Source organism: Pseudomonas sp. NPDC090752, from assembly GCF_055584805.1.
On the sequence record NZ_JBVJLI010000030.1, the window covers coordinates 1 to 24,031 of the forward strand.

Annotated in this window: 25 protein-coding genes and 1 riboswitch; of the genes, 20 read left to right on the top strand and 5 right to left on the bottom strand. The window is 63.3% G+C overall.

Translation table 11 applies throughout. The annotated features are described in order from the left end of the window. Positions 1-296 precede the first annotated feature (296 nt). The 3 genes from hda to ACZ6YA_RS25235 all read left to right on the top strand — a co-directional run bounded on the left by hda (position 297) and on the right by ACZ6YA_RS25235 (position 2,447). Entirely contained in the window at positions 297-1,004 is a 708-nt protein-coding gene (gene hda / locus ACZ6YA_RS25225; RefSeq protein WP_060509165.1) for a DnaA regulatory inactivator Hda, read from the top strand. A 126-nt stretch (positions 1,005-1,130) separates the two neighbouring features. Then, the gene (locus ACZ6YA_RS25230) at positions 1,131-1,775 is read left to right on the top strand and encodes a C40 family peptidase (protein WP_465900376.1); all 645 of its coding nucleotides are present in this window, start codon (positions 1,131-1,133) and stop codon (positions 1,773-1,775) included. A gap of 138 nt (positions 1,776-1,913) precedes the next feature. Then, positions 1,914-2,447: a C40 family peptidase gene (locus ACZ6YA_RS25235; RefSeq protein ID WP_465900377.1), complete on the top strand. Its 534-nt coding sequence runs from the start codon at positions 1,914-1,916 to the stop codon at positions 2,445-2,447. Here the strand turns inward: ACZ6YA_RS25235 and ACZ6YA_RS25240 are convergent. After that, positions 2,444-3,760 (bottom strand): PQQ-dependent sugar dehydrogenase, encoded by a 1,317-nt coding sequence (locus ACZ6YA_RS25240; RefSeq protein ID WP_465900379.1) that lies wholly within the window; start codon positions 3,758-3,760, stop codon positions 2,444-2,446. The genes ACZ6YA_RS25235 and ACZ6YA_RS25240 overlap by 4 nt on opposite strands. Positions 3,761-3,905: 145 nt before the next feature. Here ACZ6YA_RS25240 and ACZ6YA_RS25245 point away from each other — a divergent pair, with 145 nt between their 5' ends. From ACZ6YA_RS25245 to ACZ6YA_RS25320, 16 genes are all read left to right on the top strand, one after another. Next, positions 3,906-6,452: a dermonecrotic toxin domain-containing protein gene (locus ACZ6YA_RS25245; protein WP_465900381.1), complete on the top strand. Its 2,547-nt coding sequence runs from the start codon at positions 3,906-3,908 to the stop codon at positions 6,450-6,452. Positions 6,453-6,535: 83 nt separating this feature from the next. After that, positions 6,536-6,756, top strand: a riboswitch (cobalamin riboswitch). Between the two features lie 122 nt (positions 6,757-6,878). Continuing rightward, positions 6,879-7,490 carry a cob(I)yrinic acid a,c-diamide adenosyltransferase gene (gene cobO, locus ACZ6YA_RS25250; protein ID WP_465900383.1) on the top strand — a complete coding sequence of 204 codons (612 nt, stop codon included), beginning with the start codon at positions 6,879-6,881 and terminating at the stop codon, positions 7,488-7,490. Beyond that, positions 7,487-8,782 carry a cobyrinate a,c-diamide synthase gene (locus ACZ6YA_RS25255; RefSeq protein ID WP_465900384.1) on the top strand — a complete coding sequence of 432 codons (1,296 nt, stop codon included), beginning with the start codon at positions 7,487-7,489 and terminating at the stop codon, positions 8,780-8,782. Before cobO ends, ACZ6YA_RS25255 begins: the two co-directional genes overlap by 4 nt. After that, complete coding sequence (bluB, locus tag ACZ6YA_RS25260; protein WP_465900386.1) at positions 8,779-9,426, top strand: 5,6-dimethylbenzimidazole synthase; 648 nt, start codon at positions 8,779-8,781, stop codon at positions 9,424-9,426. The genes ACZ6YA_RS25255 and bluB overlap by 4 nt, the downstream gene beginning before the upstream one ends. Next, positions 9,426-10,334: an adenosylcobinamide-phosphate synthase CbiB gene (cbiB, locus tag ACZ6YA_RS25265; RefSeq protein WP_465900388.1), complete on the top strand. Its 909-nt coding sequence runs from the start codon at positions 9,426-9,428 to the stop codon at positions 10,332-10,334. Before bluB ends, cbiB begins: the two co-directional genes overlap by 1 nt. Beyond that, on the top strand, positions 10,327-11,319 hold the full coding sequence (gene cobD, locus ACZ6YA_RS25270; protein WP_465900390.1) for a threonine-phosphate decarboxylase CobD: 993 nt from the start codon (positions 10,327-10,329) through the stop codon (positions 11,317-11,319). The genes cbiB and cobD overlap by 8 nt, the downstream gene beginning before the upstream one ends. Next, positions 11,316-12,770: a cobyric acid synthase gene (locus ACZ6YA_RS25275; RefSeq protein ID WP_465900391.1), complete on the top strand. Its 1,455-nt coding sequence runs from the start codon at positions 11,316-11,318 to the stop codon at positions 12,768-12,770. The genes cobD and ACZ6YA_RS25275 overlap by 4 nt, the downstream gene beginning before the upstream one ends. A 1-nt stretch (position 12,771) precedes the next feature. Continuing rightward, complete coding sequence (cobU, locus tag ACZ6YA_RS25280; protein WP_465900392.1) at positions 12,772-13,293, top strand: bifunctional adenosylcobinamide kinase/adenosylcobinamide-phosphate guanylyltransferase; 522 nt, start codon at positions 12,772-12,774, stop codon at positions 13,291-13,293. Further along, positions 13,290-14,345: a nicotinate-nucleotide--dimethylbenzimidazole phosphoribosyltransferase gene (gene cobT / locus ACZ6YA_RS25285; protein ID WP_465900394.1), complete on the top strand. Its 1,056-nt coding sequence runs from the start codon at positions 13,290-13,292 to the stop codon at positions 14,343-14,345. The genes cobU and cobT overlap by 4 nt, the downstream gene beginning before the upstream one ends. Further along, positions 14,342-14,911, top strand: a complete 570-nt coding sequence (gene cobC, locus ACZ6YA_RS25290; RefSeq protein ID WP_465900396.1) for an alpha-ribazole phosphatase family protein — start codon at positions 14,342-14,344, stop codon at positions 14,909-14,911. The genes cobT and cobC overlap by 4 nt, the downstream gene beginning before the upstream one ends. Before the next feature lies 1 nt (position 14,912). After that, on the top strand, positions 14,913-15,659 hold the full coding sequence (locus ACZ6YA_RS25295) for an adenosylcobinamide-GDP ribazoletransferase (RefSeq protein ID WP_465900398.1): 747 nt from the start codon (positions 14,913-14,915) through the stop codon (positions 15,657-15,659). A gap of 131 nt (positions 15,660-15,790) precedes the next feature. Continuing rightward, positions 15,791-16,906: a glycoside hydrolase family 5 protein gene (locus ACZ6YA_RS25300; protein ID WP_465900418.1), complete on the top strand. Its 1,116-nt coding sequence runs from the start codon at positions 15,791-15,793 to the stop codon at positions 16,904-16,906. Between the two features lie 48 nt (positions 16,907-16,954). After that, a complete protein-coding gene (locus ACZ6YA_RS25305) occupies positions 16,955-17,359 on the top strand; it encodes a MarR family winged helix-turn-helix transcriptional regulator (RefSeq protein WP_465900400.1) in 405 nt (134 codons plus the stop codon). Between the two features lie 63 nt (positions 17,360-17,422). Further along, positions 17,423-18,625, top strand: a complete 1,203-nt coding sequence (locus ACZ6YA_RS25310) for an MFS transporter (protein ID WP_465900401.1) — start codon at positions 17,423-17,425, stop codon at positions 18,623-18,625. Further along, positions 18,622-18,744 carry a hypothetical protein gene (locus ACZ6YA_RS25315; protein ID WP_465900403.1) on the top strand — a complete coding sequence of 41 codons (123 nt, stop codon included), beginning with the start codon at positions 18,622-18,624 and terminating at the stop codon, positions 18,742-18,744. Before ACZ6YA_RS25310 ends, ACZ6YA_RS25315 begins: the two co-directional genes overlap by 4 nt. A gap of 46 nt (positions 18,745-18,790) precedes the next feature. Continuing rightward, positions 18,791-19,342, top strand: coding sequence for a glutathione peroxidase (locus ACZ6YA_RS25320; protein ID WP_465900405.1), 552 nt, complete (start codon positions 18,791-18,793; stop codon positions 19,340-19,342). Positions 19,343-19,783: 441 nt separating this feature from the next. Here the strand turns inward: ACZ6YA_RS25320 and ACZ6YA_RS25325 are convergent, their stop codons facing one another. Further along, complete coding sequence (locus ACZ6YA_RS25325) at positions 19,784-20,047, bottom strand: DUF2798 domain-containing protein (protein ID WP_465900406.1); 264 nt, start codon at positions 20,045-20,047, stop codon at positions 19,784-19,786. Between the two features lie 114 nt (positions 20,048-20,161). Here ACZ6YA_RS25325 and ACZ6YA_RS25330 point away from each other — a divergent pair, with 114 nt between their 5' ends. Then, entirely contained in the window at positions 20,162-21,091 is a 930-nt protein-coding gene (locus ACZ6YA_RS25330; protein ID WP_465900408.1) for a LysR family transcriptional regulator, read from the top strand. A gap of 41 nt (positions 21,092-21,132) precedes the next feature. Here the strand turns inward: ACZ6YA_RS25330 and ACZ6YA_RS25335 are convergent, their stop codons facing one another. The 3 genes from ACZ6YA_RS25335 to ACZ6YA_RS25345 all read right to left on the bottom strand — a co-directional run bounded on the left by ACZ6YA_RS25335 (position 21,133) and on the right by ACZ6YA_RS25345 (position 23,500). Then, complete coding sequence (locus ACZ6YA_RS25335) at positions 21,133-22,398, bottom strand: OmpP1/FadL family transporter (RefSeq protein WP_465900410.1); 1,266 nt, start codon at positions 22,396-22,398, stop codon at positions 21,133-21,135. 146 nt (positions 22,399-22,544) lie between these two features. Beyond that, entirely contained in the window at positions 22,545-23,027 is a 483-nt protein-coding gene (locus tag ACZ6YA_RS25340) for a hypothetical protein (protein WP_465900412.1), read from the bottom strand. A 248-nt stretch (positions 23,028-23,275) separates the two neighbouring features. Beyond that, positions 23,276-23,500: a hypothetical protein gene (locus ACZ6YA_RS25345; RefSeq protein WP_012313162.1), complete on the bottom strand. Its 225-nt coding sequence runs from the start codon at positions 23,498-23,500 to the stop codon at positions 23,276-23,278. Positions 23,501-24,031: the final 531 nt, after the last annotated feature.

Sequence of the window (24,031 nt, forward strand, 5' to 3'; positions counted from 1 at the left end):
CGCTCACGGCCCATCCATGGGCCGAAGCGCTTGACGGGCTCCTGCCCGTCACCTCCCTCCGCAAGACCTGCGCTCGGCCTCCTGAAGTCGCATTCGCAGTGTCTGATCTCTAGCGCGCTTAGAAGCAAGATCAAAAGCCAAAGCCAAAGCCAAAGCCAAGGATGTGTTTTTGCTCTGCAACTTATTGATTTTGCTTGGGCTATCCGCCTACGTGATTGTGCACCTTGCAATGCAGGTATAGACTTTGCACATTGTTCATCAAAGGCCCCCTGCGGTCCTTCCGACCGCCCGCGAGCATGAAACCACCGATCCAGTTGCCCCTGGGTGTGCGCCTGCGCGATGACGCCACCTTCATCAACTACTACCCGGGCGCCAATGCTGCGGCATTGGGCTACGTCGAGCGGCTGTGCGAAGCCGACGCCGGCTGGACCGAAAGCCTCATCTACCTGTGGGGCAAGCAGGGTGTCGGTCGCAGTCACCTGTTGCAGGCCGCGACGCACCGGTTCCAGCAACGCGGCGAAGCCGCTGTGTACCTGCCGCTGGCGCAATTGCTCGACCGTGGCGTCGAACTGCTCGATTACCTGGCGCAATATGAGCTGGTGTGCATCGACGACTTGCACGTCATTGCCGGCAAGGCGGATTGGGAAGAGGCAATGTTCCACCTGTTCAACCGCTTGCGCGACAGCGGCCGACGTTTGCTGCTGGCCGCTTCGGCTTCACCCCGCGAACTGCCGATCAAACTGCCCGATCTCAAGTCTCGCTTGACCCTTGCGCTGGTGTTCCAGATGCGTGGCCTGTCCGATGAAGACAAGCTGCGCGCCTTGCAACTGCGGGCCTCGCGCCGTGGTCTGCACCTGACGGACGAAGTCGGCCATTTCATTCTTACCCGTGGCACCCGCAGCATGAGCGCACTGTTCGACCTGCTCGAGCGCCTCGACCAGGCTTCATTGCAGGCGCAACGCAAGTTGACCATCCCGTTCCTGAAGGAAACGCTCGGCTGGTAAGCCCGTAACCACGGGGCTTGCAGCGCGAAGTCAGAAAAGTCACATCTTTTTCGATAAAATTTGCAAATGGCCATGATAGAGGGCATAGTTTCCCCCTTCTAAAGGATTACAGACACGGTCGTGCCCATGCTAAAGCGCTTCGCACCCCTCGTGCCCCTCGCACTCGTGACCCTGTTGATTGGCTGCGCGGCACAAAGCCCAGTCTCCCAGCCTCAGGATCACACTCCGGTTGCCTCGCAATCGGCGACCAAGGCCAAGGCTTCGGTTTCTTCCGTCTTTGGTGAGCAGGAAGAACTGGCCACTGAAGATGACATTCAGGCGTTCTCCAGCGACAGCAAGCCTTACCAGCTGCCGGTACTGGCGGATAGCATTCTAGAGCGCGGCATGTCGTTGATCGGCACCCGTTACCGCTTCGGTGGTACCTCGCAAGCATCAGGCTTCGACTGCAGCGGCTTCATCGGTTATCTGTTCCGCGAGGAGGCCGGCATGAATCTGCCGCGTTCGACCCGCGAAATGATCAACGTCGATGCGCCGAAAGTGGCCCGCAACAAGCTCAAGCCGGGCGACCTGCTGTTCTTCAGCACCAACGGCCGTGGCCGTGTCAGCCATGCCGGTATCTACCTGGGTGACAACCAGTTCATCCACTCCAGCAGCCGCCGCAGCGGTGGCGTGCGCATCGACAACCTCGGTGACCGCTACTGGAGCAAGACCTTCATCGAAGCCAAGCGTGCCTTGGCGATGGCGCCGACCACCAATATCGCGCGCAACTGATATCAAAATGATATACCCTGCCGCGGCGGCGATGCTTGAAAAAAGCTCGCCGCCGTGCGCATTTACAGAATGCGTCTAATCTAATCTCTCAACACTTTTCGGCTGCGGCCCTGCGGTCTCAGACAGGATGTTCTGGCCATGGCGATGATGGCGCGTTTCGCATTCCTTTCCCTGGTGGCATTGCTTGCCGCCTGCTCCAGCCGTGCTCCGGCCCCGGTCCCGGTCGTTCAGCCAAAAATCACCTATAGCCAGCCTGATGGCTCGCCGATTGCCGACGACGTGCTGATCCGCGCGATCGGCCTGGTCGGTACGCCCTATCGCTGGGGCGGAAACACGCCAGACTCCGGGTTCGATTGCAGCGGCCTGATTGGCTATGTCTACCGCGATGCTGCGGGTATCAGCCTGCCGCGCTCCACGCGTGAAATGATCGTCATGCGTGCACCAACCGTCGCAATCAACTCGCTGCAGTCGGGCGACCTGGTGTTCTTCGCCACCAGTGGCGGGTCGCAGGTCAGCCATGCCGGCATCTATGTGGGCGAAGGCCGCTTCGTGCATGCGCCTTCAGCCGGGGGCACCGTGCGCCTGGACTATCTGTCCAACAGTTACTGGTCGAAGGCTTACCTGCAAGCCAAGCGGGTGATTCCTCAGGGACATCTGGCACAGAACCCCTAGGGCGCCTTGCTGACCCGCCACACCACATTGCCCACATCGTCAGCCACCAACACGCCCCCGCGCTGGTCGCTGACTACCCCTACCGGTCGGCCCATGGCCTTGCCATCCTCGTCGAGAAAGCCGCTGAGCAGCTCGACCGGTTTGCCGTTGGGCTTACCTGCGTTGTCGAACGGCACGAAGATCACCTTGTAGCCACTGTGTGGCTTGCGGTTCCACGAACCATGCTGGCCAACGAATGCGCCGTGATCAAACGGCGCGGGCAGCACGCCCGGTTGGGCGAATGCCAGCCCCAGTGAGGCGGTATGGGGCCCCACTGCATAGTCAGGCATTATGGCCCGGGCAACCTTTTGCGGATCTTGCGGCTTGACGCGTTCATCGACATGCTGCCCGTAATAACTGTAGGGCCAGCCATAGAAGCCGCCGTCCTTGACCGAGGTGATGTAGTCCGGCACCAGGTCACTGCCGATCTCGTCACGTTCGTTGACTGCGGTCCACAAATTGCCGGTACGCGGCTCCCAGTCCAGGCCATTGGGGTTGCGCAAGCCTGAGGCAAAGATGCGGTGCGCGCCGCTGGCCGCATCAACCTCCCAGATGGCCGCGCGGCCCTGCTCCTGGTCCATGCCGTTCTCGCCGACATTGCTGTTGGAACCCACGGTCACGTATAGCTTCTTGCCGTCGGCGCTGGCAATCACGTTCTTGGTCCAGTGATGGTTCAGGCGGCCGCCGGGCAAGTCGGTGACTGCAGTGCCTGGCTCGCGGATCTGCGTGGCGCCTGGCATGTACTGAAAACGCAGCAGCCTGTCGGTGTCGGCGACATAGAAATCGTTGCCGACCAGGGTCATGCCGAACGGTGAGTTGAGCCCTTCTATAAAGGTCGTGCGCAGCTCAGCCACGCCGTCACGGTCGGCATCGCGCAGCAGCGTGATGCGGTTGGCGCTGGGCACCGTTGCGCCTGCGCGCTTCATCGCCTTGCCCATGACCCAGCCACGCAGGCCCTTGCCGTCATCAGGCTTGGGTGGGGCATTGGTTTCGGCCACGAGCACGTCGCCGTTGGGCAGCACGTACAGCCAGCGCGGGTGGTCGAGCTTGTCGGCGAAGGCCAGCACTTGCGTGCCCGCCGCCGCCTTGGGCTTGGCGCCGCTCGGCCAACCGATGGCGGGGGCGACGTTGAGGGTGGGAATCAGTGCCGGGTTGGGCGCGGGCAACTGCGGTACGGGACCGCTGCCCTCATCGACGCGCAGCAGGGCAGTGTCGCCGCATCCCGCCAGACAGGCGCCGAACGCCCAAGGTAGAAGCATGCCGATGGGTTTCATGTGCGCCACCCTCCGAACTAGGTCTTTCAATATTCAGAGCACAACGCAGCACGACTGGTTCAGCCGCTGGCAGCATCCGGTTACCTAATCTGGCGGGGCATGGGGCGCAAGGATAGTGGCCCGAAATCAAGCTCTGGAGTGAAGCATGGGTGATATCAGCGAGAAAACGGCCCGCCGCCTCGAAGCCATGGATGCAGCGCGGCCCCTGGTCAAGCTGGTGGACGCCATCGTCCGCGATTATCCCGACCCCTACGTGCTGGCGAGCCAGCACGCCACGCGTATTCTGCGCAAGCACACGGGGAGGGACATAGATCCGCGTTTCGTCTGGTGGCATCAGTTCAACAACGAGCAAAGCAGCCCTCGCGCGTTCACTGGCTGGGAGCACAGCGGACCGCCGCAAAAATCCCTGGTGATCCACGAATTGATGATCGATCGTTTCGACCTCTACTACCAGGAGGCCAGCGATGAACTCGACCAGCGTGGCGGCTTTTATCGACAGGGGCCGCACGCCATTACCTACGACGAGCGCAACGAAGTGCCAATGCTCGGTAGCGAGGTGCAGAAGGACTTCTGGGCGCTGGACTTCGCGGTGCTCTACCGCGCTGAAGTGGAGCGATTCTGGACTGCTTATGGCGCCAACTTCCGAGTGCTGGCCAAGGTCAACCTGTTGGCGCATGGTGCCCAAGCTCTGGAGAAAGGGCTGATCACAGCCCTTGATTGGCAGCGCTTGCGTGGCCTGGCTGCTGACGATCTGCCCGTTGACCTGCTACCCACGCTGGAGAGCCTGCAGCAGGAGCCCACGCACAATGTGCTGACGATCAACCGCTATGTGTTCGGTGAAGGGGACCGGTGGTGTCTGTTCGGCCTGGTGGCACCAGACGGCCGAGTCATGGCGTACATGCCCTGGTCCGAGGAAGCCGTCAAGGCATTCGATTCTGAAGCGGCGATGGCGACCTGGCTCTGCTGGCGGCTGCAGTCGAGCGCCAGACTGGATGCGTTTGTCAGCGGAGCGCACAGCAATCCTCGTGATTCGGCAGCCAAGCGCCTGATCAGGGTCCATTTGCAAGGTATCGCCGCAAGCCGCTCGGATGAGGCTGCGTTGATCGCCATGTCGCTGTTCAAGCGGCCACTTGGCAAGGACCTCTTTACCTACCTGGTGGAGCAGGCAAAGCTCGAGATGCAGGGTAATGCCCGGCTCATGCAAGACAATGCCGGTCTGCGTAAAGCCATGCTCAGTGGCTACCTGTCGGCGTTTCTGAGTGTCTTTGGTGGCTTTGCGCCCTTGGGTTGGCCGATATCGCTCATGCTGTTGGGCGCCAGCCTTGGCAAGGTGGCACTGGATGTCGACGCTGCCCTGCAGGCCGGCGACGAGCAGAGTCGCAAGCAGGCACTGCGGGCGGCAATGCTCGAGAGTGTCTTCGCCAGCATGAACCTGATGGATGTCAGCTTCCAGTCGAGCTTCGCATTGCTGTCCTATGAAGCCCCTCCCCATGAAACGGAGGTTTCACTGGAAAACTGGCAGCTGACGGAGGCTTCGAGCTTGCCTGCGCAGGTGCGCGACAGCAACACCCTGCTCACCTCAGAGGCTGGCCAGGCGGGCCGCTTGCGTGGCATTCATGTCAATGACGATGGCAGTTGCTGGATTACCCTGCAGGGCCTGCCTTACCGCGTTCGTTACGATCACGAACTGGCGGTGTGGTTGGTGGTCGCCGGGGACAATCCGTTTGCCTTCAGCCCCCTTCATCCGGTGCGCCTGAACGAGGCAGGCGAGTGGGAGCTGCTGGCACCGCCGCGCTTGCTCGGCGGTGCGCCGCCGGCGGTAAATGGCATGCAGAGCGCAGCTTCGTCGTTCTGGGATACCTATACGGTTGCGGACGCGGCCAAGAGCAAGAAACTGTCCGCGTATGCGCTAGGGCGCCAGAAGGCGCTGCTCAAGGGTTGGCCGATCCCTGAGCTGGAGCGTGGCCGCGCGCCGGATCTGGATGACCGCGGCATGGATTGCGTGATGCGGGGAGGACGAACCGATTACTCCTATCGCTATGGACGCGAATATTTCAACACATTGATCGAGTACTACACCGGTGACGAATCGAAAGTGAATGATGTGTTCCGTTCCGGGGCCTACTATTTCGGCGACGAGGATGCCTACATCAGCGACCTCGCCGATAGCTTGGAGCGGTTGCCAAAAAGTGATCAGGTTCGGCTGTACCGGGGTGGCCATCGTTCGCGTGGGACCAGCGGAGAGCGCTACCGAAACGGCGAGCTGCGTATAGGTGATGTGGTGGTCAACACCGACCTTACGTCGTTCACCGAAAACCCCTACAAAGCCGCCGATTTTGCTTGCCTGCCCTCAGCGGATGCGCCAGGGGGCCTGCCAGGGCTGTTCGATGACAGCTCGGTCATCTTCGAACTGCCGCCAGGCGACTATCAGCATGCAACACCGATCAGCGCCTTCTCGCTGTATTGGGATGAAGCCGAAACCCTGCTGTTGCCGGGCAACTATTTTCGCATCGACGCCCTGGAACAGGTTTATGGCGAACATTACCGATTCGTCAAAGTCACGTTGAAGAGGACCAGCAAGCCTGCGTCTGGCCCTGTGTATGATTTGCGAACGGGGCTCGCATTCGATTTTGCGGCCTATCGGTCCCGCTTCAGGACCTCATCGCTTGTTGACCGTTTTTTCCCAGGGTGATGCTTGAGTCATCGGCGGCGAGGAGGCATGACGCGCACGCCAAATCGCCCCACTTCGATTGACGCTCCCCTTTCAACCCTCTAACCTTCGCGCGTGTTTCAGGTGCCCTGCCAGCCTCGTCTGGGCAGGGTGAAACTGGGAAGCCGGTGGGCGCCAACATGGCGCGAGTCCGGCGCTGCCCCCGCAACGGTAGGTGAGTCAAACGCCGCGCACAGCCACTGGATGCCAGCATCCGGGAAGGCGCGCAGGCCCGGGCCAAGGCCCGCTCACGAGCCCGGAGACCGGCCTGTTACTGCCAACGGCATCACGGAGGGTGATGCGCGGTGCTCCGCGGCCTCTGGTCACGGCCCCTGCGCGCTCTCCGCCTGCCTGTCTATCGACCTGTCGCCGCTGCTTCGCATGGCGTCAGCCTGCGGAGAACCCCCCATGAGCGAACCCACCGAACGCGACGAACGCCACCTGGCGCGCATGCTGCGCAAAAAGGCGATCATCGACGAGCGCATCGCCAATTCCCCCAACGAATGCGGCCTGCTGCTGGTGCTCACTGGCAACGGCAAAGGCAAGAGCAGCTCGGCCTTCGGCATGCTCGCCCGCGCCCTGGGCCATGGCATGCAGTGCGGCGTGGTGCAGTTCATCAAGGGCCGCAACAGCACCGGCGAGGAGCTGTTCTTCCGCCGTTTCCCCGAGCAGGTGCGCTATCACGTGATGGGCGAGGGCTTTACCTGGGAAACTCAGGACCGCCAGCGCGACATCGCCGCCGCCGAAGCGGCCTGGGCAGTGTCGCGCCAGCTGCTGCAAGACCCGAGCGTGCAGTTCGTGGTGCTGGACGAACTGAACATCGCCCTCAAGCACGGTTACCTCGACCTTGACCAGGTGCTCTCCGACATCCAGGCGCGGCCACCGATGCAGCATGTGATCGTCACCGGCCGTGCGGCCAAGCCCGAAATGATCGAGCTGGCCGACACCGTCACCGAGATGGGCATGCTCAAGCATGCGTTCCAGGCGGGCATCCGCGCGCAGAAGGGCGTGGAACTGTGAGCCACACGCGACACTGCCCCGCTGTACTGATTGCGGCCCCGGCGTCCGGCCAGGGCAAGACCACCGTGACCGCGGCCCTGGCCCGCCTGCACCGCAACCTCGGGCGTACGGTCCGGGTCTTCAAATGCGGGCCTGACTTTCTCGACCCGATGATCCTCGAGCGCGCCAGCGGTGCTCCGGTGTACCAACTCGACCTGTGGATGATCGGCGCCGAGGAAAGCCGGCGCCTACTCTGGGACGCAGCGGGCGAGGCCGACCTGATCTTGATCGAAGGCGTCATGGGGCTATTCGACGGCACCCCGTCGAGCGCCGACCTGGCGCGCCATTTCGGTGTACCGGTGCTGGCCGTGATCGACGGTACGGCCATGGCCCAGACCTTTGGCGCCCTGGCCCTGGGCCTGGCGCGCTATCAGGCCGACCTGCCGTTCGCCGGTGTACTGGCCAACCGGGTCGGCAGCCTGCGTCATGCGCAACTGCTCGAAGGCAGCCTGACCGAGGGCCTGCGCTGGTACGGCGGGTTGTCGCGCGAGCGCGGCATCGAACTGCCCAGCCGCCACCTGGGGTTGGTGCAGGCCAGTGAGCTGAATGACCTGGATGCACGCCTGGACGCGGCCGCCGAGGCCCTGGGCAGCAGTTGCGACGCCGCGCTGCCGCCGCCGGTGGCCTTTGCCGAGCCCGAACCGCAGCCGTGCCCCGCGTCGCTGGCCGGTGTGCGCATCGGCGTGGCGCAGGACGAAGCCTTTGCCTTCACCTACGGCGCCAACCTCGACCTGCTGCGCAACCAGGGTGCTCACCTGGTGTTCTTCTCGCCGCTGCACGATCAGGCACTGCCGGAAGTCGACAGTCTGTACCTGCCGGGCGGTTACCCCGAACTGCATCACCAGGCGCTGGCCGCCAACGCCCCCATGTGCGCCGCGATCCGTGCCCACCACGCCGAAGGCAAGCCCTTGCTGGCCGAATGCGGCGGCATGCTCTATCTGCTCGATGCCCTGACCGACGTGGCCGGTGAGCGTGCGGCGCTGCTCGGCCTGCTGCCGGGCGAAGCGACTATGCAGAAACGCCTGGCAGCCCTGGCCCTGCAGGCCGTGGAGTTGCCGGAAGGCACCCTGCGTGGGCACACCTACCACCATTCGCTGACCAACACCGAACTGGAGCCGATTGCCCGTGGCCTGAGCCCCAATGGTGGGCGAGGCAACGAGGCGGTCTACCGCCTGGGCCGGCTCACTGCGTCGTACGTACACTTTTATTTCCCGTCCAATCCTGAGGCGGCGGCGGCGCTGTTGCGACCATGAGCGAACACGCCTTCAGTGACGCCGAGCGCGCCGCCGTCTACCGCGCCATCGGCGAACGCCGTGACATGCGCCACTTCGCCGGTGGCACGGTCGCCCCTGAAGTGCTCGGCCGCCTGCTCGGCGCCGCGCATCAGGCGCCCAGCGTCGGCTTAATGCAGCCGTGGCGTTTCATCCGCATTACCCAGGGTGAGCTGCGTGGGCGCATCCAGGCGCTGGTGGAAGCGGAGCGGATGCGCACGGCCGAGGCCCTGGGCGAGCGCAGCGATGCATTCATGAAGCTCAAGGTCGAAGGCATCAACGACTGCGCCGAACTCTGGGTGGCGGCGTTGATGGACAATCGCGAACCGCACATATTCGGCCGGCGGACGCTGCCGGAGATGGACCTGGCCTCGCTGGCCTGCGCCATTCAGAACCTGTGGCTGGCCGCCCGTGCCGAAGGGCTGGGGATGGGCTGGGTGTCGCTGTTCGACCCGCAGGCACTGGCGGGGCTGCTCGGCATGCCCGCCGGCGCCAAGCCGGTCGCCGTGCTGTGCCTGGGGCCCGTCACCGAATTCTATCCGGCACCGATGCTGGTGCTGGAAAGCTGGGCCGAAGAACGGCCCTTGAGCGACATGCTGTTCGAAAACCACTGGGGAGAGCGCTAATGAGCGTGGCCTTGCTGACCGTGGCCGGGGTGGCCCTGGACGCGTTGCTGGGTGAGCCGCAACGGCGCCACCCGCTGGTCGCCTTCGGCAACCTGGCATCAAGCCTGGAGCGACGTTTGAATGCCGGCGGGCGAGGCTGGCGCAGCCATGGCGTGAGCGCCTGGTTCCTGGCCGTGGTGCCTTTGACCCTGGTGGCACTGATCCTGTCCTGGCTGCCCTACATCGGCTGGCTGGTGGACGTGCTTGCGCTGTATTGCGCGCTGGGCCTGCGCAGCCTGGGCGAGCATGTGCTGCCGGTCGCCAGCGCCTTGCGCCAGGGCGACCTGGAAGAGGCGCGGCGGCGTGTCGGCTATCTGGTCAGCCGTGAAACCCGCGAGCTGGACGAGCCCGCCGTGGCCCGAGCGGCAACCGAGTCGGTCCTGGAAAACGGCAGCGACGCGGTATTTGCGGCGTTGTTCTGGTTCATCGTGGCCGGCGCGCCGGGTGTGGTGCTGTACCGCCTGAGCAATACCCTCGATGCCATGTGGGGTTATCGCAACGAACGCTTCGAACGCTTCGGCTGGTGTGCGGCGCGCATCGATGACGTGCTCAACTATATTCCCGCAAGGTTGGTAGCGCTGACCTACGCGCTGCTTGGCAAAACGCGCCTGGCGTTGGCCTGCTGGCGCAAGCAGGGGCCGCTGTGGGACAGCCCGAATGCCGGGCCCGTGATGGCGTCCGGCGCTGGAGCACTGGGCGTCGAACTGGGCGGCCCGGCGGTGTACCACGGCGAACTGCACGAGCGCCCGCGCCTGGGCGAAGGTCCGATGGCCGATGCCGACGCTATCGAGCGCGGCTGGGGCCTGGTGCAGCGCGGCGTGTGGCTGTGGTTGCTGGTGATCTGTGTAGGAGCGTATTGGAATGCTTGAACACGGTGGTCGCCTGCTGCGCGCGGTACGGCAATACGGGATTGCTCGCGAAAACTGGCTCGACCTGTCCAGCGGTATCGCGCCGTGGCCTTTCACGGTCCCGCCGATTCCAGTGGATGCCTGGGCGCGCCTGCCGGAGACCGAGGACGGTCTCGAAGCGGCGGCTCGCGCCTATTACGGCGCCCGCCAATTGTTGGCAGTAGCCGGTTCGCAGGCGGCGATCCAGGCCTTGCCGCATCTGCGCCCGAGTGGTCGTGTCGGTGTGCTGTCGCCTTGCTACGCGGAACACCCGCAGGCCTGGCAGCGAGCAGGGCATGAATTAGTTGAACTGGACGAAGCCCAGGTCGAGACGGTTGTCGAGAGCCTCGACGTGCTGGTGCTGGTCAACCCGAACAACCCGACTGGCCGCCGTGTGCCCCGCGAGCAACTGCTGGCCTGGCATGCCCGCCTGGCTGCGCGGGGCGGGTGGCTGGTGGTGGATGAAGCCTTCATGGACAACACCCCCGCACACAGTGTGGTCGACTGTGCCGAGCGTCACGGGCTGATCGTGCTGCGCTCGTTTGGCAAATTCTTCGGCCTGGCCGGTGTGCGGCTTGGCTGCGTAGTGGCTGAACTGTCGCTGCTGCAACGCCTGGGCGACCTGCTTGGCCCGTGGACCGTCAGCGGCCCGACCCGTGTCCTGGCCCAGACCTGTTTCGCCGACCTGGCCGCACATCAGGTGCAGATCGAGCGCTGTGCCCAGGCCAGTCAACGCCTGGCCGTGCTGCTGCAAAGCACCGGCCTTGCGCCTGCCGGCGGCTGCGACCTGTTCCAGTACGTGCGCAGCGAGCGTGCTGCCCACCTGCATGATTTCCTCGCCCGCCGCGGCATCCTCGTGCGGCTGTTCGCGCAGCCGCCAGCCGTGCGCCTGGGGCTGCCCGCCTGCGCTGCCGATGAACACCGCCTGGCACTGGCCCTGGCTGACTATCACAAGGAAATGGCATGACCACCCTCATGGTGCAAGGCACCACCTCCGATGCCGGCAAGAGCACGCTGGTCACTGCGCTGTGCCGCTGGCTGCTGCGCCAAGGCGTCGCCGTGGTGCCGTTCAAGCCGCAGAACATGGCGCTTAACAGCGCAGTCACCGCCGACGGTGGCGAGATCGGCCGGGCCCAGGCGGTGCAGGCCCAGGCCTGCCGCCTGGCGCCGCACACCGACATGAACCCGGTACTGCTCAAGCCCAACAGTGACACCGGCGCGCAAGTGATCATCCATGGCCGTGCGGTCACCAGCATGAACGCGGTGGCCTATCACGACTACAAGGCCATCGCCATGCAAGCGGTGCTGGCCTCCCATCAGCGGCTGAGCGCGGCGTATCCGGTGGTGATGGTCGAAGGGGCGGGTTCACCGGCAGAAATCAACCTGCGTGCCGGTGACATCGCCAACATGGGCTTCGCCGAAGCGGTCGACTGCCCGGTGATCCTGGTGGCTGACATCAACCGGGGCGGGGTCTTCGCCCATCTGGTCGGCACCCTCGAATTGCTGTCGCCGAGCGAGCAGGCCAGGGTCAAGGGCTTTGTCATCAACCGCTTCCGTGGTGACATCGCCTTGCTGCAGCCGGGCCTGGACTGGCTCGAACAGCGTACCGGCAAACCGGTGCTGGGCGTGCTGCCGTATGTCACCGACCTGCACCTGGAGGCCGAGGATGGCATCGATGTTCGCCAGGCGGCCAAGGATGAGCGTGTGCTCAAGGTGATCGTCCCGGTGCTGCCACGCATCAGCAACCACACCGACTTCGATCCGTTGCGCCTGCATCCGCAGGTGGACTTGCAGTTCATCGGCCCCGGCCAGCCGATTCCGCCGGCCGACTTGATCATCCTGCCCGGCTCCAAGAGCGTGCGCGGTGACCTGGCGCAATTGCGCGAGCGCGGATGGGACACGGCGATCGCCCGGCACCTGCGTTATGGCGGCAAGCTTATCGGTATTTGTGGTGGTCTGCAGATGCTCGGCCAGCACGTGCACGATCCGCTCGGCCTGGAAGGGCCTGCGGGCTCCAGCGCCGGGTTAGGCCTGCTCGATTACGCCACGGTGCTCGAAGCCGAGAAGCAACTGCGTAACGTCGCTGGGGTGTTGAACCTTGAGCAAGCGCCTGTAGCCGGATACGAGATCCATGCCGGTGTCACCCATGGCCCAGCGCTGGAGCGTCCCGCCATGCAGCTGGCCGATGGCCGCAGGGACGGCGCCATCAGCGACGATGGGCTGATCCTCGCCACTTACCTGCATGGCCTGTTCGAAGGCAGCCAGTCGTGCGCGGCACTGCTGCGCTGGGCGGGCCTGGAGCAGGTGCAGCAGGTCGATTACGAAGCCCTGCGCGAGCGCGATATCGAGCGCCTGGCCGACCTTGTCGAAAACCACCTGGATACCGCGCTGCTGCGCACGCTGTGTGGAGTCGCCTGACATGCGCAACCTTATCCTCGGCGGCGCCCGTTCGGGCAAGAGCCGCCTGGCTGAACAACTGGCTGCCGAGAGCGGCCTGCCAGTGACCTACATCGCCACCAGCGAACCGCTCGATGGCGAAATGAACGAACGGGTGCGCCTGCACCGTCAACGCCGTCCGAGCGACTGGGGGTTGATCGAAGAGCCCCTGGCCCTGGCCGCGGTGCTGCGCGCTGAAGCCGCCGAAGGCCGCTGCCTGTTGGTGGACTGCCTGACCCTGTGGCTGACCAACCTGCTGATGCTCGACGACGATCAGCGCCTGGCCGAGGAGCGCGACGCGCTGCTCGACTGCCTGACGCAATTGCCCGGCACGGTCATCCTGGTCAGCAACGAAACCGGCCTGGGCGTGGTGCCCATGGGCGAGCTGACCCGGCGCTATGTCGACCTGGCCGGCTGGCTGCACCAGGCCGTCGCCGAACGCTGCCAGCGCGTGGTACTGACCGTGGCTGGCCTGCCCCTGATGCTCAAAGGACCTGCACTATGAACTCGACCTGGTGGCGTGACGCCTGCCAACCCCTCGACAGCGCCGCCATGGACCAGGCCCGCGCGCGCCAGCAACAGCTGACCAAGCCGGCTGGGTCGCTCGGCCAGCTGGAAGGCCTGGCGGTGCAGTTGGCCGGCCTGCAGGGGCGTGAACGACCGACCCTGGAGCAGGTCGCCATCAGCATTTTCGCCGGTGACCATGGCGTGGTGGAGGAGGGCATTTCGGCCTACCCGCAAGCGGTGACCGGGCAGATGCTGCGCAACTTCGTCGGCGGCGGTGCGGCGATCAGCGTGCTGGCGCGCCAACTGCAAGCCAGCCTTGAAGTGGTCGACCTGGGCACTATCGATCCGGCACTGCAATTGCCAGGTGTGCGCCACCTGCGTCTGGGCGCGGGTACCGCCAACTTCGCCCGCCAGCCCGCCATGACCGAGCCACAGTTGCAGGCTGCCCTGCAGGCTGGCCGTGACAGCGTGCAGCGTGCTGCGGACAACGGCGCCCAGTTGTTCATCGGCGGCGAGATGGGCATCGGCAACACCACCGCCGCAGCGGCGTTGGCCAGCACGCTGCTGGCGTGCCCTGCGCGTGACCTGAGCGGACCGGGCACGGGCCTGGACAGCGCGGGTGTACGCCACAAGGCTGAAGTGATCGAGCGCGCCCTGGTGCTGCACGGCCTGCGGGCCGACGACCCGCTGCAGGCACTGGCCTGTGTCGGTGGTTTCGAGATCGCGGCGCTGGCCGGCGCCTACCTGGCCTGCGCACAGCAAGGCATTGCAGTGCTGGTGGATGGTTTCATCTGCAGCGTCGCCGCGCTGGTGGCGGTGCGCCTCAATCCGCAGTGCCGCGCGTGGCTGCTGTTCGCCCATCAGGGCGCCGAGCCTGGGCACAAGGCGTTGCTTGAAGCCTTGCAAGCCGAGCCACTGTTGGCGCTGGGCCTGCGCCTCGGCGAGGGCAGCGGTGCTGCCTTGGCAGTGCCGCTGATGCGCCTGGCGTGCGTGCTGCACGGGCAGATGGCGACGTTTGCCGAAGCGGCCGTGGCGGACCGGCCGGCATGATTCTCGACCTGCTGCGCCACGGTGAAACCGAACAGGGCGGCGGCCTGCGCGGCAGCCTCGACGATGCCTTGACTGAGCACGGCTGGACGCAGATGCGCAGTGCTGTGCGTGAGCGCGGGCCGTGGCAGGTGCTGGTCAGCTCGCCCCTGCAGCGCTGCGCGCGGTTCGCTGACGAGCTGGGTGCACACTTGAGCTTGCCGGTGCAGCGCGAGGCCGATCTGCAAGAGTTGCATTTCGGCGAATGGGAGGGGCGCAGCGCCTTGCAGATCATGCAGACCCAAGCCGACGAGCTGGGGCAGTTCTGGGCCGACCCTTATGGCTACACACCGCCCGGGGGCGAGCCGGTGAGCGCGTTTGCCGAGCGGGTACTGGCCGCCATTGCTCGCCTGCACCAGCAGCATGCCGGCAAGCAGGTGCTGCTGATCACCCACGGCGGCGTCATGCGCCTGCTGCTGGCGCGGGCGCGGGGTTTGCCCAGGGAGCAGTTGCTGCAGGTCGAAGTGGGCCATGGTGCGCTGTTGCGCGTGAGGCTGCTTGAGGGCGGGCAACTGGAAGAGGTGCGCTGAGGTGTTGCCGTTCTGGATTGCCCTGCAGTTTCTCAGCAGCCTGCCGGTGCGCTTGGCAGGGATGCCCGAACCTCGTGAAATGGGGCGCTCGCTGCTGTGCTATCCGCTGGTCGGCCTGTTGTTCGGTGTGCTGCTGTGGTTGGCCAGCCACCTGCTGCAAGGCACACCTGCGCCGTTGCAGGCGGCCTTGCTGCTGACACTGTGGGTGCTGCTCAGCGGCGCATTGCATTTGGACGGCTTGGCAGACAGCGCCGATGCCTGGCTGGGTGGGTTCGGCGACCGTGAACGCACCTTGCAGATCATGAAGGACCCACGCAGTGGGCCAATTGCCGTGGTGACCCTGGTATTGGTGCTGCTGCTGAAGTTCTGCGCACTGTGGGTGCTGATCGAGCACGGCGCGGGAGCGTTACTGGTGCTGGCGCCAGTGATAGGGCGGGCGGCGATGCTTGGGCTGTTCCTTGGAACGCCGTACGTGCGCCAGGGCGGCCTGGGGCAGGCGCTTGCCGAGCATCTGCCGCGCCGCGCAGCTGCCTGGGTATTGTTGGGCACCCTGTTGCTGTGCCTGGTGCTGGGTGGTTGGAGTGCGGTTTGGCCTTTGGCGTTGGCGCTTGGCGGGTTCTGCTGGTTGCGCCGGCGGATGTGTCAGAGGCTGGGCGGGACCACCGGGGATACGGCCGGGGCGATGTTGGAGCTGCTCGAACTCGTTGTCGTACTGGCGCTGGCGTTGGCAACTTCCAGCAACGCATGAGTCACTGATTCCTGAATTGAAGGGGCGTATCTTGGGCCGCTCCAAAAATAACCAGGTTGGCCCTCATGTATCGCTGGATCCTTACTGGCCTGCTCGTGCTGCAGACGCTTTCGGCCACCGCCGCCGACCTGATCGACTTCTGGGACACGCCACGCCACGGCGGTAACAGCTTCAACCGGCTGCCTCCGGATCACGCTTACTTCAAGGCCCTGAGCGGCTATGGTGCTACGTGGGTACGGCTTTCCTACGACAAATGGCAGCCAGCGCAGCGCGACTTTCTGTTGGGCAATGCCGACCATTACCAAGGCCTTCCCAAGGCAGACCTCAAGCAGTTACGTGACGTCCTCGATCGCGCTCACCAGGCAGGCCTCAAGGTCGTGATCGCGCCCTTGTCCCTGCCGGGCATGCGCTGGTCGCAAAACAACGGGGGCCAGTTCGATGACCGATTGTGGCAAGACAAAGCTTACTGGTCACAGGCCGCCGACTTCTGGCGAGACCTGGCACGTGAGCTGAAAGACCACCCGGCCGTTGCCGCATACAACCTGATCAACGAGCCGGCACCGGAGAAAGAGGGCGGGCTGGCCGAACACGCTCCTGGGCAACGCATGCAGCAGTGGTATGCCCGCGAGCAAGGCGGCGCCCGCGATTTGCCAGGCTTGTACCGGCAGGTGCTTTCTGCAATCCGTGAAGTGGATGCGCTCACCCCGGTGATGCTCGATGCGGGCTGGTACGCCGCTGCCGATGCCTTCAGCTATTGGCCAGAGCCGCTAAAGGATAAGCGTGTGCTCTACAGCATCCATATGTATGAGCCTTATGCCTCTACCAGCGCGCCAAACATGACGCGCAAGCAGCCGCTTGCCTACCCTGGGCCGGTGCCTTTCGCCGGCGAGACCCAGCAGTGGGATGGCCGGCGTGTGTCGCAATACCTCGAACACCCGATAGCGTGGCTGGATGCCATGAATGTGCCCCGTACTCGGCTGGTAGTCGGTGAGTTTGGTTGCATGCGACGGCTGCCCGGCTGTAAGCAGTACCTTGAGGACGTCCTCGACGTGCTGGGCCGCAACCAGTTGCATTGGGCGTTCTACAGCTTTCGCGAAGACAGCTGGGAGGGCATGGATTACGAATTAGGTTCGGCCAAGGTCCCATGGCGCTATTGGCAGGCCATCGAAAAGGGGGCGCCCGATCCATTGGCCCGCCAGGCCACGGCCGAATTCGAGCCGATCCGCCGTCGCTTGAATCCCGAGTAATATTGAAACTTCTTGCAACATCCAAGGTGCGGGTATATACACGTAATCATGTTGACCAGTGAATGCATCTGCACCCATCTGCGTCGCGCCGCCCGTGGGGTGAGCCGGCATTACGACGAAGCCCTTGTCGGCTTCGGCATCAATGTCGCTCAGTTTTCCCTGCTGCGCCATCTACAGCGGCTCGACCGTCCGAGTATCACCGTCCTGGCCGAGGCTATGGGCCTTGAGCGCAGCACGTTGGGCCGCAACCTGCGAGTGCTGGAGGCCGAAGGCTTGGTGGCACTGGCCGACGGTGACGACCAGCGCAACCGCGTGGTGCTGTTGACCGAGGCGGGGGCGCAGCGCGTTCAGGCGGCTTACCCGGCCTGGGAGCAAGCGCAGCACTTGTTGGTGGAGCGATTGGGCGAAGGGCAGCGCGACGCGTTGGTGCGTTTGCTGGGTCAGCTCGCCTGACTCATTACGACAATAAGCGGGTATATACCCGTACAACCTTGCGATGTGCTGGAGATAACGACAATGACTTCGGTTTGGCGAACCAGTGGATGGATACTGGCAGGGGCGGCGCTGATTCTGGCGTTATCACTCGGTGTGCGGCACGGCTTCGGTCTGTTTCTGGCGCCGATGAGCGCTGATTTCGGGTGGGGCCGCGAGGTGTTCGCCTTTGCCATCGCTCTGCAGAACCTTATCTGGGGCTTGGCCCAGCCCTTTGCTGGCGCGCTGGCCGACCGCCTTGGCGCCGCCCGGGTGGTAATCATCGGCGGCATCCTCTATGCCGTCGGGCTGTTGTTGATGAGCACCGCCGACTCGGCCTGGTCGCTGTCGCTCAGCGCCGGCCTGCTGATCGGTATCGGCCTGTCCGGCACCTCGTTCTCGGTCATCCTGGGCGTTGTTGGCCGCGCGGTCCCGGCAGAGAAGCGCAGCATGGCCATGGGTATCGCCAGTGCGGCCGGTTCGTTCGGCCAATTCGCCATGTTGCCCGGTACTCTGGGCTTGATCGAGTGGTTAGGCTGGTCGGCCGCCTTACTGGTGCTCGGTTTGCTGGTGGCGTTGATCGTGCCCTTCGTCGGCTTGCTGCGGGACCGTCCGCTGCCCAGCCACGGCGCCGAACAGACGCTGGGCCAGGCGCTGCACGAAGCGTGCTCGCACTCCGGGTTTTGGCTGCTGGCGCTGGGCTTCTTCGTCTGTGGGTTCCAGGTGGTATTCATTGGTGTGCACCTGCCGGCCTACCTGGTTGACCAGCATCTGGCGGCCACCACCGGCACTACCGTGTTGGCGCTGGTCGGGTTGTTCAACATCGTCGGAACCTACACGGCGGGCTGGCTGGGTGGGCGCATGTCCAAGCCACGCTTGCTGACGGCGCTGTACCTGCTGCGCGCGGTGGTGATCGTGCTGTTCCTGTGGGCGCCGGTGACCCAGTTCAGCGCCTATCTGTTCGGTATCGCCATGGGCCTGTTGTGGCTCTCGACCGTGCCATTGACCAATGGCACCGTGGCTGCGGTGTTCGGCGTGCGTAACCTGTCGATGCTGGGCGGCATCGTTTTCCTGTTCCATCAATTGGGGGCCTTCCTCGGCGGCTGGCTGGGCGGGGTGGTGTATGACCGAACCGGCAACTACGACCTGGTCTGGCAGATCTCGATCCTGCTCAGCCTGCTGGCTGCAGCGCTTAACTGGCCGGTGAGCGAACGCCCGGTCGCCCGCCTGCAGGCCCAGGCGGCATGAGCCGTTATCTGCTCCGTGGGCTGCTGGCCCTGGCCTGCGCGCTGCTGCTGTTTCTGGCGTGGTGGGGTTGGCATCGGGGCGGCATGGCGTTGATGCAACTGGGCATGGGCGTTTGTTAGGCGCTACCCTGCAAGTTCCAGGAATGTTCTTGCAGGAGACCAAACGATGCGTGCTCATGGGTTGATGTTGCCGTTGCTGGCTCTATTTGCCGCCAATTCCGGGTGGGCTGCGGATTGCCCGGCATTACTGCAGGGCAGCCTGCCGGAGTTGCGTGGCAAGGAGCAGGTCGACCTGTGCCAGCGCTTTGGTGGCAAGCCGCTGGTGGTGGTCAATACCGCCAGCTATTGCGGCTTTGCACCGCAGTTCGAGGGGCTAGAGAGTGCCTACAAGGAATATCACGAGCAGGGGTTGGAAATGCTCGGCGTGCCGTCTAACGACTTCAAGCAGGAAGACGCTGACAGCGAGAAGACGGCCAAGGTCTGCTATGCCAACTACGGCGTGACCTTCACCATGACCAAGACGCAGGCGGTACGTGGTAAGGATGCAATTCCACTGTTTGTCGGGCTGGCGGAGCAGAGCAGTGCGCCGAAGTGGAATTTCTACAAGTACGTGGTGGACCGCAAGGGCAAGGTGATCGGCAATTTCTCCAGCTTGACCAAGCCTGATGATCCGGCGTTCAGGGCCGCGATCGAAAAGGCGATTGCCTCGCAGCCATAAGCCGTCCTCGCTGTCGACCTGCTCTTGCTCTTGCTCTTGCTCTTGCTCTTGCTCTTGCTCGGCTTTTGCTCGGCTTTTGCTTCTAGTGCGCGATAGTCCAGACGACGCAAATTGCGACTTCAGGAGGCCGAGCGGAGGTCTTGCGGAGGGAGGTGACGGGCAGGAGCCCGTCAAGCGCTTCGGCCCATGGATGGGCCGTGAGCGCGGTCCTCCCGGGAGCAAGGCCGGAGTGAGGGAACCCCGGAGCGAAGCGTAGGGGCCGGATGATGGGAGCGGGCGGCTTTGGTTACTTTGGCCAAGACCAAAGTAACCCGCCGGAAGGGCGGAAAGGTGAATCGGCGCCGCCATCGCCAATGGATATGCTCGCAAAGCCCAAAGCCCAAAGCCCAAAGGCCAAAGGCCAAAGCCCAAAGCCCAAAGCCCAAAGCCCAAAGCCCAAAGCTACTTGTGTGGGTGTACGGTCAGTGTCACCAACCGCACAACCAGCGGCCTCACCATCAGCACGCAAATGAATGCAACCGGCATCGCCAATTGGTAAGCCTTGAGCACGTTCCCCAGGTACTGCGGATTAACGCCAGCATTGGCGGCGGTGATCACGAAGCACATCAGTAGCGCCATGATCGACGACATGTAGAACGCAAACACATACGGCGTGGCGCTGGAGTGCAGTTTGCGGCGGCTGCGCGCCTGGGGCAGGTTGTTCATGCGAACTCCTGGAAAATGGGTGGAGGCGCAGGTTAACAATGCTGGGCGCTTGGACTGTAGACCGCTGATATTGAGTTCTTTATAAAGAGATTCTTACGAATCGAAGGGCTCGACATGGACTTGCTCAACGCCATCCGCAGCTTTATCAAAGTGGTTGAAGCCGGCAGCGTCGCCGGCGGAGCGCGTAATCTGGGAATCAGCCCCGCTGCAGTCAGCCAGAATCTCTCGCGTCTGGAAAGTCATCTGCAAGTGCGCCTGCTCAGCCGCACTACGCGTAGCATGGCGTTGACCCCTGCCGGTAGTCTCTATTACGAGCGGGTGAGGCATATCGAGCGCGATTTGGTTCTAGCCGAACAGGCAGTCACTACGCCAGAAAGCGAACCTCAGGGGCGTCTTTGCATTGCTTCCACCTCGGCATTCGGCCGCCATGTGCTGGCCCCGCTGATACCCGCTTTCAGTGCCCGCTATCCTCAGCTTTCGATAGAGTTGATAACGACTGATCGACGTGTCAATCATGCCCGCGAAGACGTCGATGTCAGCCTGCGCATCGCCCCGCAACTGGAAGACCAACTGCTGGCGAGGCATATCGCACGCATTCCGTTCATCTGTTGTGCGTCTCCAGGCTACCTGGCCAGCGCTGGTTTGCCCGCCACTCCCGAGGCATTGCGTGAGCATCGTTGCCTGGTGTTCCGCTACCCGGTGGATGGACGTTTCCTGCGTTGGGGCTTCATACGTGATGGGCTGCGTTTCGAGGCGGAATTCGGGACGGTGCTGATCAGTGACGATATCGATGCGCTGACCCAGATGGCGCTCAACGATGGCGGTATCACCCGCCTGGCCGAGTTCATCGTTAGGCCACATCTCGCGTCCGGCGCGCTGGTGCCTTTGTTCGAGTACCGCGACGACCGTCACGCCTACGCCCAGACCGAGCCGATGGACGTCTACCTGTGCCTGGCTGACCGTTTTGCCCTGACCACGAAAGTGCGGGCCTTCATGGATTACCTGCGCGATTCGCTGGGTAGCAACTGGCAAATCCAGGCGTAAAAAAACCGCCACGTGGGCGGTTCTTCATGCAGCGGTACGAATCAGAAGCGGTAGGTGAGCGATGCACCGACACCGTGAGCGCTGTTCTCGTACTTGGCCTGGTAGCTGCCTTTGGTGGCGCTGACCTGGTTGACCTTGGTGTCCTCTTCCCACAGGTAGGAGTAGGCCACGTCAATGGTCATGTCGTCGTTCGGGCTCCAACCGGCACCCAGGCTGAACACCTTGCGATCGCCAGTCGGGATGCGCGGTGAACGGTCGTGGTTGTTGGTAGGCGACTGGTCGACGGTGAAGCCGGTGCGCAGTACCCATTCCTTATTCACCTTGTAGGATGCGCCAATGGCGTGTGCCCAGGTGTCATGCCAGTTCTGCTCTTCGCTGATGGTCTCGAATGCCGAGCCGGCCAGCGGAGCAGGCACATCGTTCTGCACGGTGATGGCTTCCAGGCGGCTCCAGCGGGTCCAGGTGCTGCCTGCATACAGGGTCCACTGGTCGTCGAGCTCATGGGTGACCGACAGGTCCACCGATTCCGGCGTCTTGATCTTCAGGGTCGCGTCGAACTTGTTGCCGTTGAAGGGGCCGATCAGCGGGGTGCTGACGCGGGTCTTGCCTTCGAGCTTGTAGTCGACCATGGAGTGGTAGGTCAGGCCGACGCGAGTACTGTCGGTGGCTTGTACCAGGATACCGATGTTGTAACCGACGGCGGTATCGTCGCCCTTGATCTTCACTTCGCCGTCGTTGCGGCCCGGCGTGAAGGGGTTGATCAGGCTCGAACCCAGTTCACCCTTGATGCGGTTGATGGTTGGACCAAAACCGATCGACACCTTGTCGTTGAAGGCGTAGCTGATGGTTGGCTGGAAGGTGACAACTTCAACGTGGCTTTTCTTGCCCCAGTAGCGCGCGGCATCGTCGCTGCCGTAGTCGGTAACCAGGCCGAACGGTACGTAGACGCCAAAACCGACGCTCCAGTGATCATCGATCGGTTTGACGTAGTAACCCATCGGTACGCCGACTACAGGCACCATGTCACCGTCGGTCTCCCCCCCGAGGTTGCTGCCAGGGCCCGAGATGTCAGACTTGGCAATGACGGCCGCGCCGCCCACGGTGATCTGTTCGCGTTTGAGGCGGGACATGCCTGCCGGGTTGCCAAACACGGTGCTGGCATCTTCGGCAGAAGAAGAACGTCCCGCGAAACCTGTCCCCATGCTGCTGATGCTCTGTTCGTTGAGGGCAAAGCCGGCAGCGATCAGTTGGCTGGAAGCGAGAGCAACGGCAACGCCGAGGGAGGTTTTGAGCATTACTTTTTTCATTATTAGAAACTCCTTGGGATCTCCGGGGCGAAAAGCTACCAACAAATCACGCGCTGCGCTATAGCCTGTAACACAGGAGATAGAGCGGTTTTGTAGGACAATCCAACCAAAATTCCATTTTTTCCGGTAATGCTGTAGGGCGTTTCCTAAGATGCCTGTGGCAATTTCTGATTCATACACAAATGCCAGGCCTCGGTGAAGTCGCGGAGGCGGCCTTGAGGGTGGAAAATCTGCCGCCAGATCCGCGCTTGACCGAGTAGATCGTCAACGGCAGGCAGAGGTGTGGATTGCGCCTCGATGAGCATCCAGGCGATGGCGGTGGAGTAGCGCAGGTTTACCGTGAGTTCCAGGTGGGGGCCGCCCAGAAACGCGTGCTGGCTCGCCAGGCCGCGGACCAGGCTGGCCAATTCAGGGTCGCGGGCGAGGAAATCGTCCCATACGGCTTGATGGCGATGCTCGCCAATACGGTAGAGGCCATGGCCGCGCCGGTCATGCAGCGCAGAGCCAAGCGCCGACTGACAGGCCGCGATGCCCAGCAAAAGGGCTTCGGCACTGGCGCAATGACGATTGAGGTAGACCAACGTCGGTCGGATCACATACTGACACAATTCATTCGCCGCGATACCCATGATGCCCTCGAGCAGTAAAGGGCCGACGGACGCTGGAGCTTGGCAGCTGGTGATTGATCAGGCCCGCCGGAAGCGGTAGGGACCGCTCGAGTTGAAGTGTAGTGTGATAATCGCGGTGTAAAGAGCTGTTTTTAAATCGATTGCTGCCTGACGTCTGGCGCCATATGCCTTGCGGCAATTACGCCAAGAACGATCAGGTAGCTTGCGACAGAGTGCATTCATCAGATGAATGAGCCGGTATTCGCCGCTCACGCCGTGAGCGACTGACGGGTCCGGGCGATGACGGCTTGTAGTGGTTCCGAGCGGCTGTATTGCTCTGGGTACAGGCGTTCGGTGTGGCAGGCGACGCCGTGCTCGTCCACCAGGGTGAAGCTGAAATTGCCCTTGCGTGGGGCGGTGATCAGGCACTTCAACGGCGAGAAGGCCTGGGAGAGGGTGCCAATGGCAGCCTGAATTTGATGATGAGTCTGCATATTGTTGGAGGTTCCTGCTTTAAACACGGGAGATATGATCCGTGCATGATAGAAACGTTCCAGTGACGCCTTTATTAAGGGACGAACGAACCTGACTGGAACAGGGCAGCCAGGGAGAGCGCATTCATAAGGTTGGCGCTTGGGCTGACTGGTAGGTACTTCAGAGGGCAGGCAGCATGCCGGGGCCAAGGTTCTAGGCCATCGGTATGGAATCCTGATCAATCTGTCACGTGATTCGTGCTTGAACAGCGCGGGGCTGGCGAGTGAATCATCGAAAAGGCCGGTCCTGGTTTCAGCAGTGCTGCTCTTGGGGGGAGCAAACCTGCAAGGACGCTTCTGGCCAGAATTGACTTTCAGCTTGGTACTAACGAGGCGCACCTTAACGGAACTCGAAGAGCTTTGCAAGCATTACCGTACTTGCTCAGGTGAGCCGAGCAGTATGGCGTTTCTTTAGCGCTGTGGGAAGAGGGCCAGATAGCCCGCTGGCGCGCGGATGTACCAATAGCGTGCATTCAAATGCAGGCTTTCGGT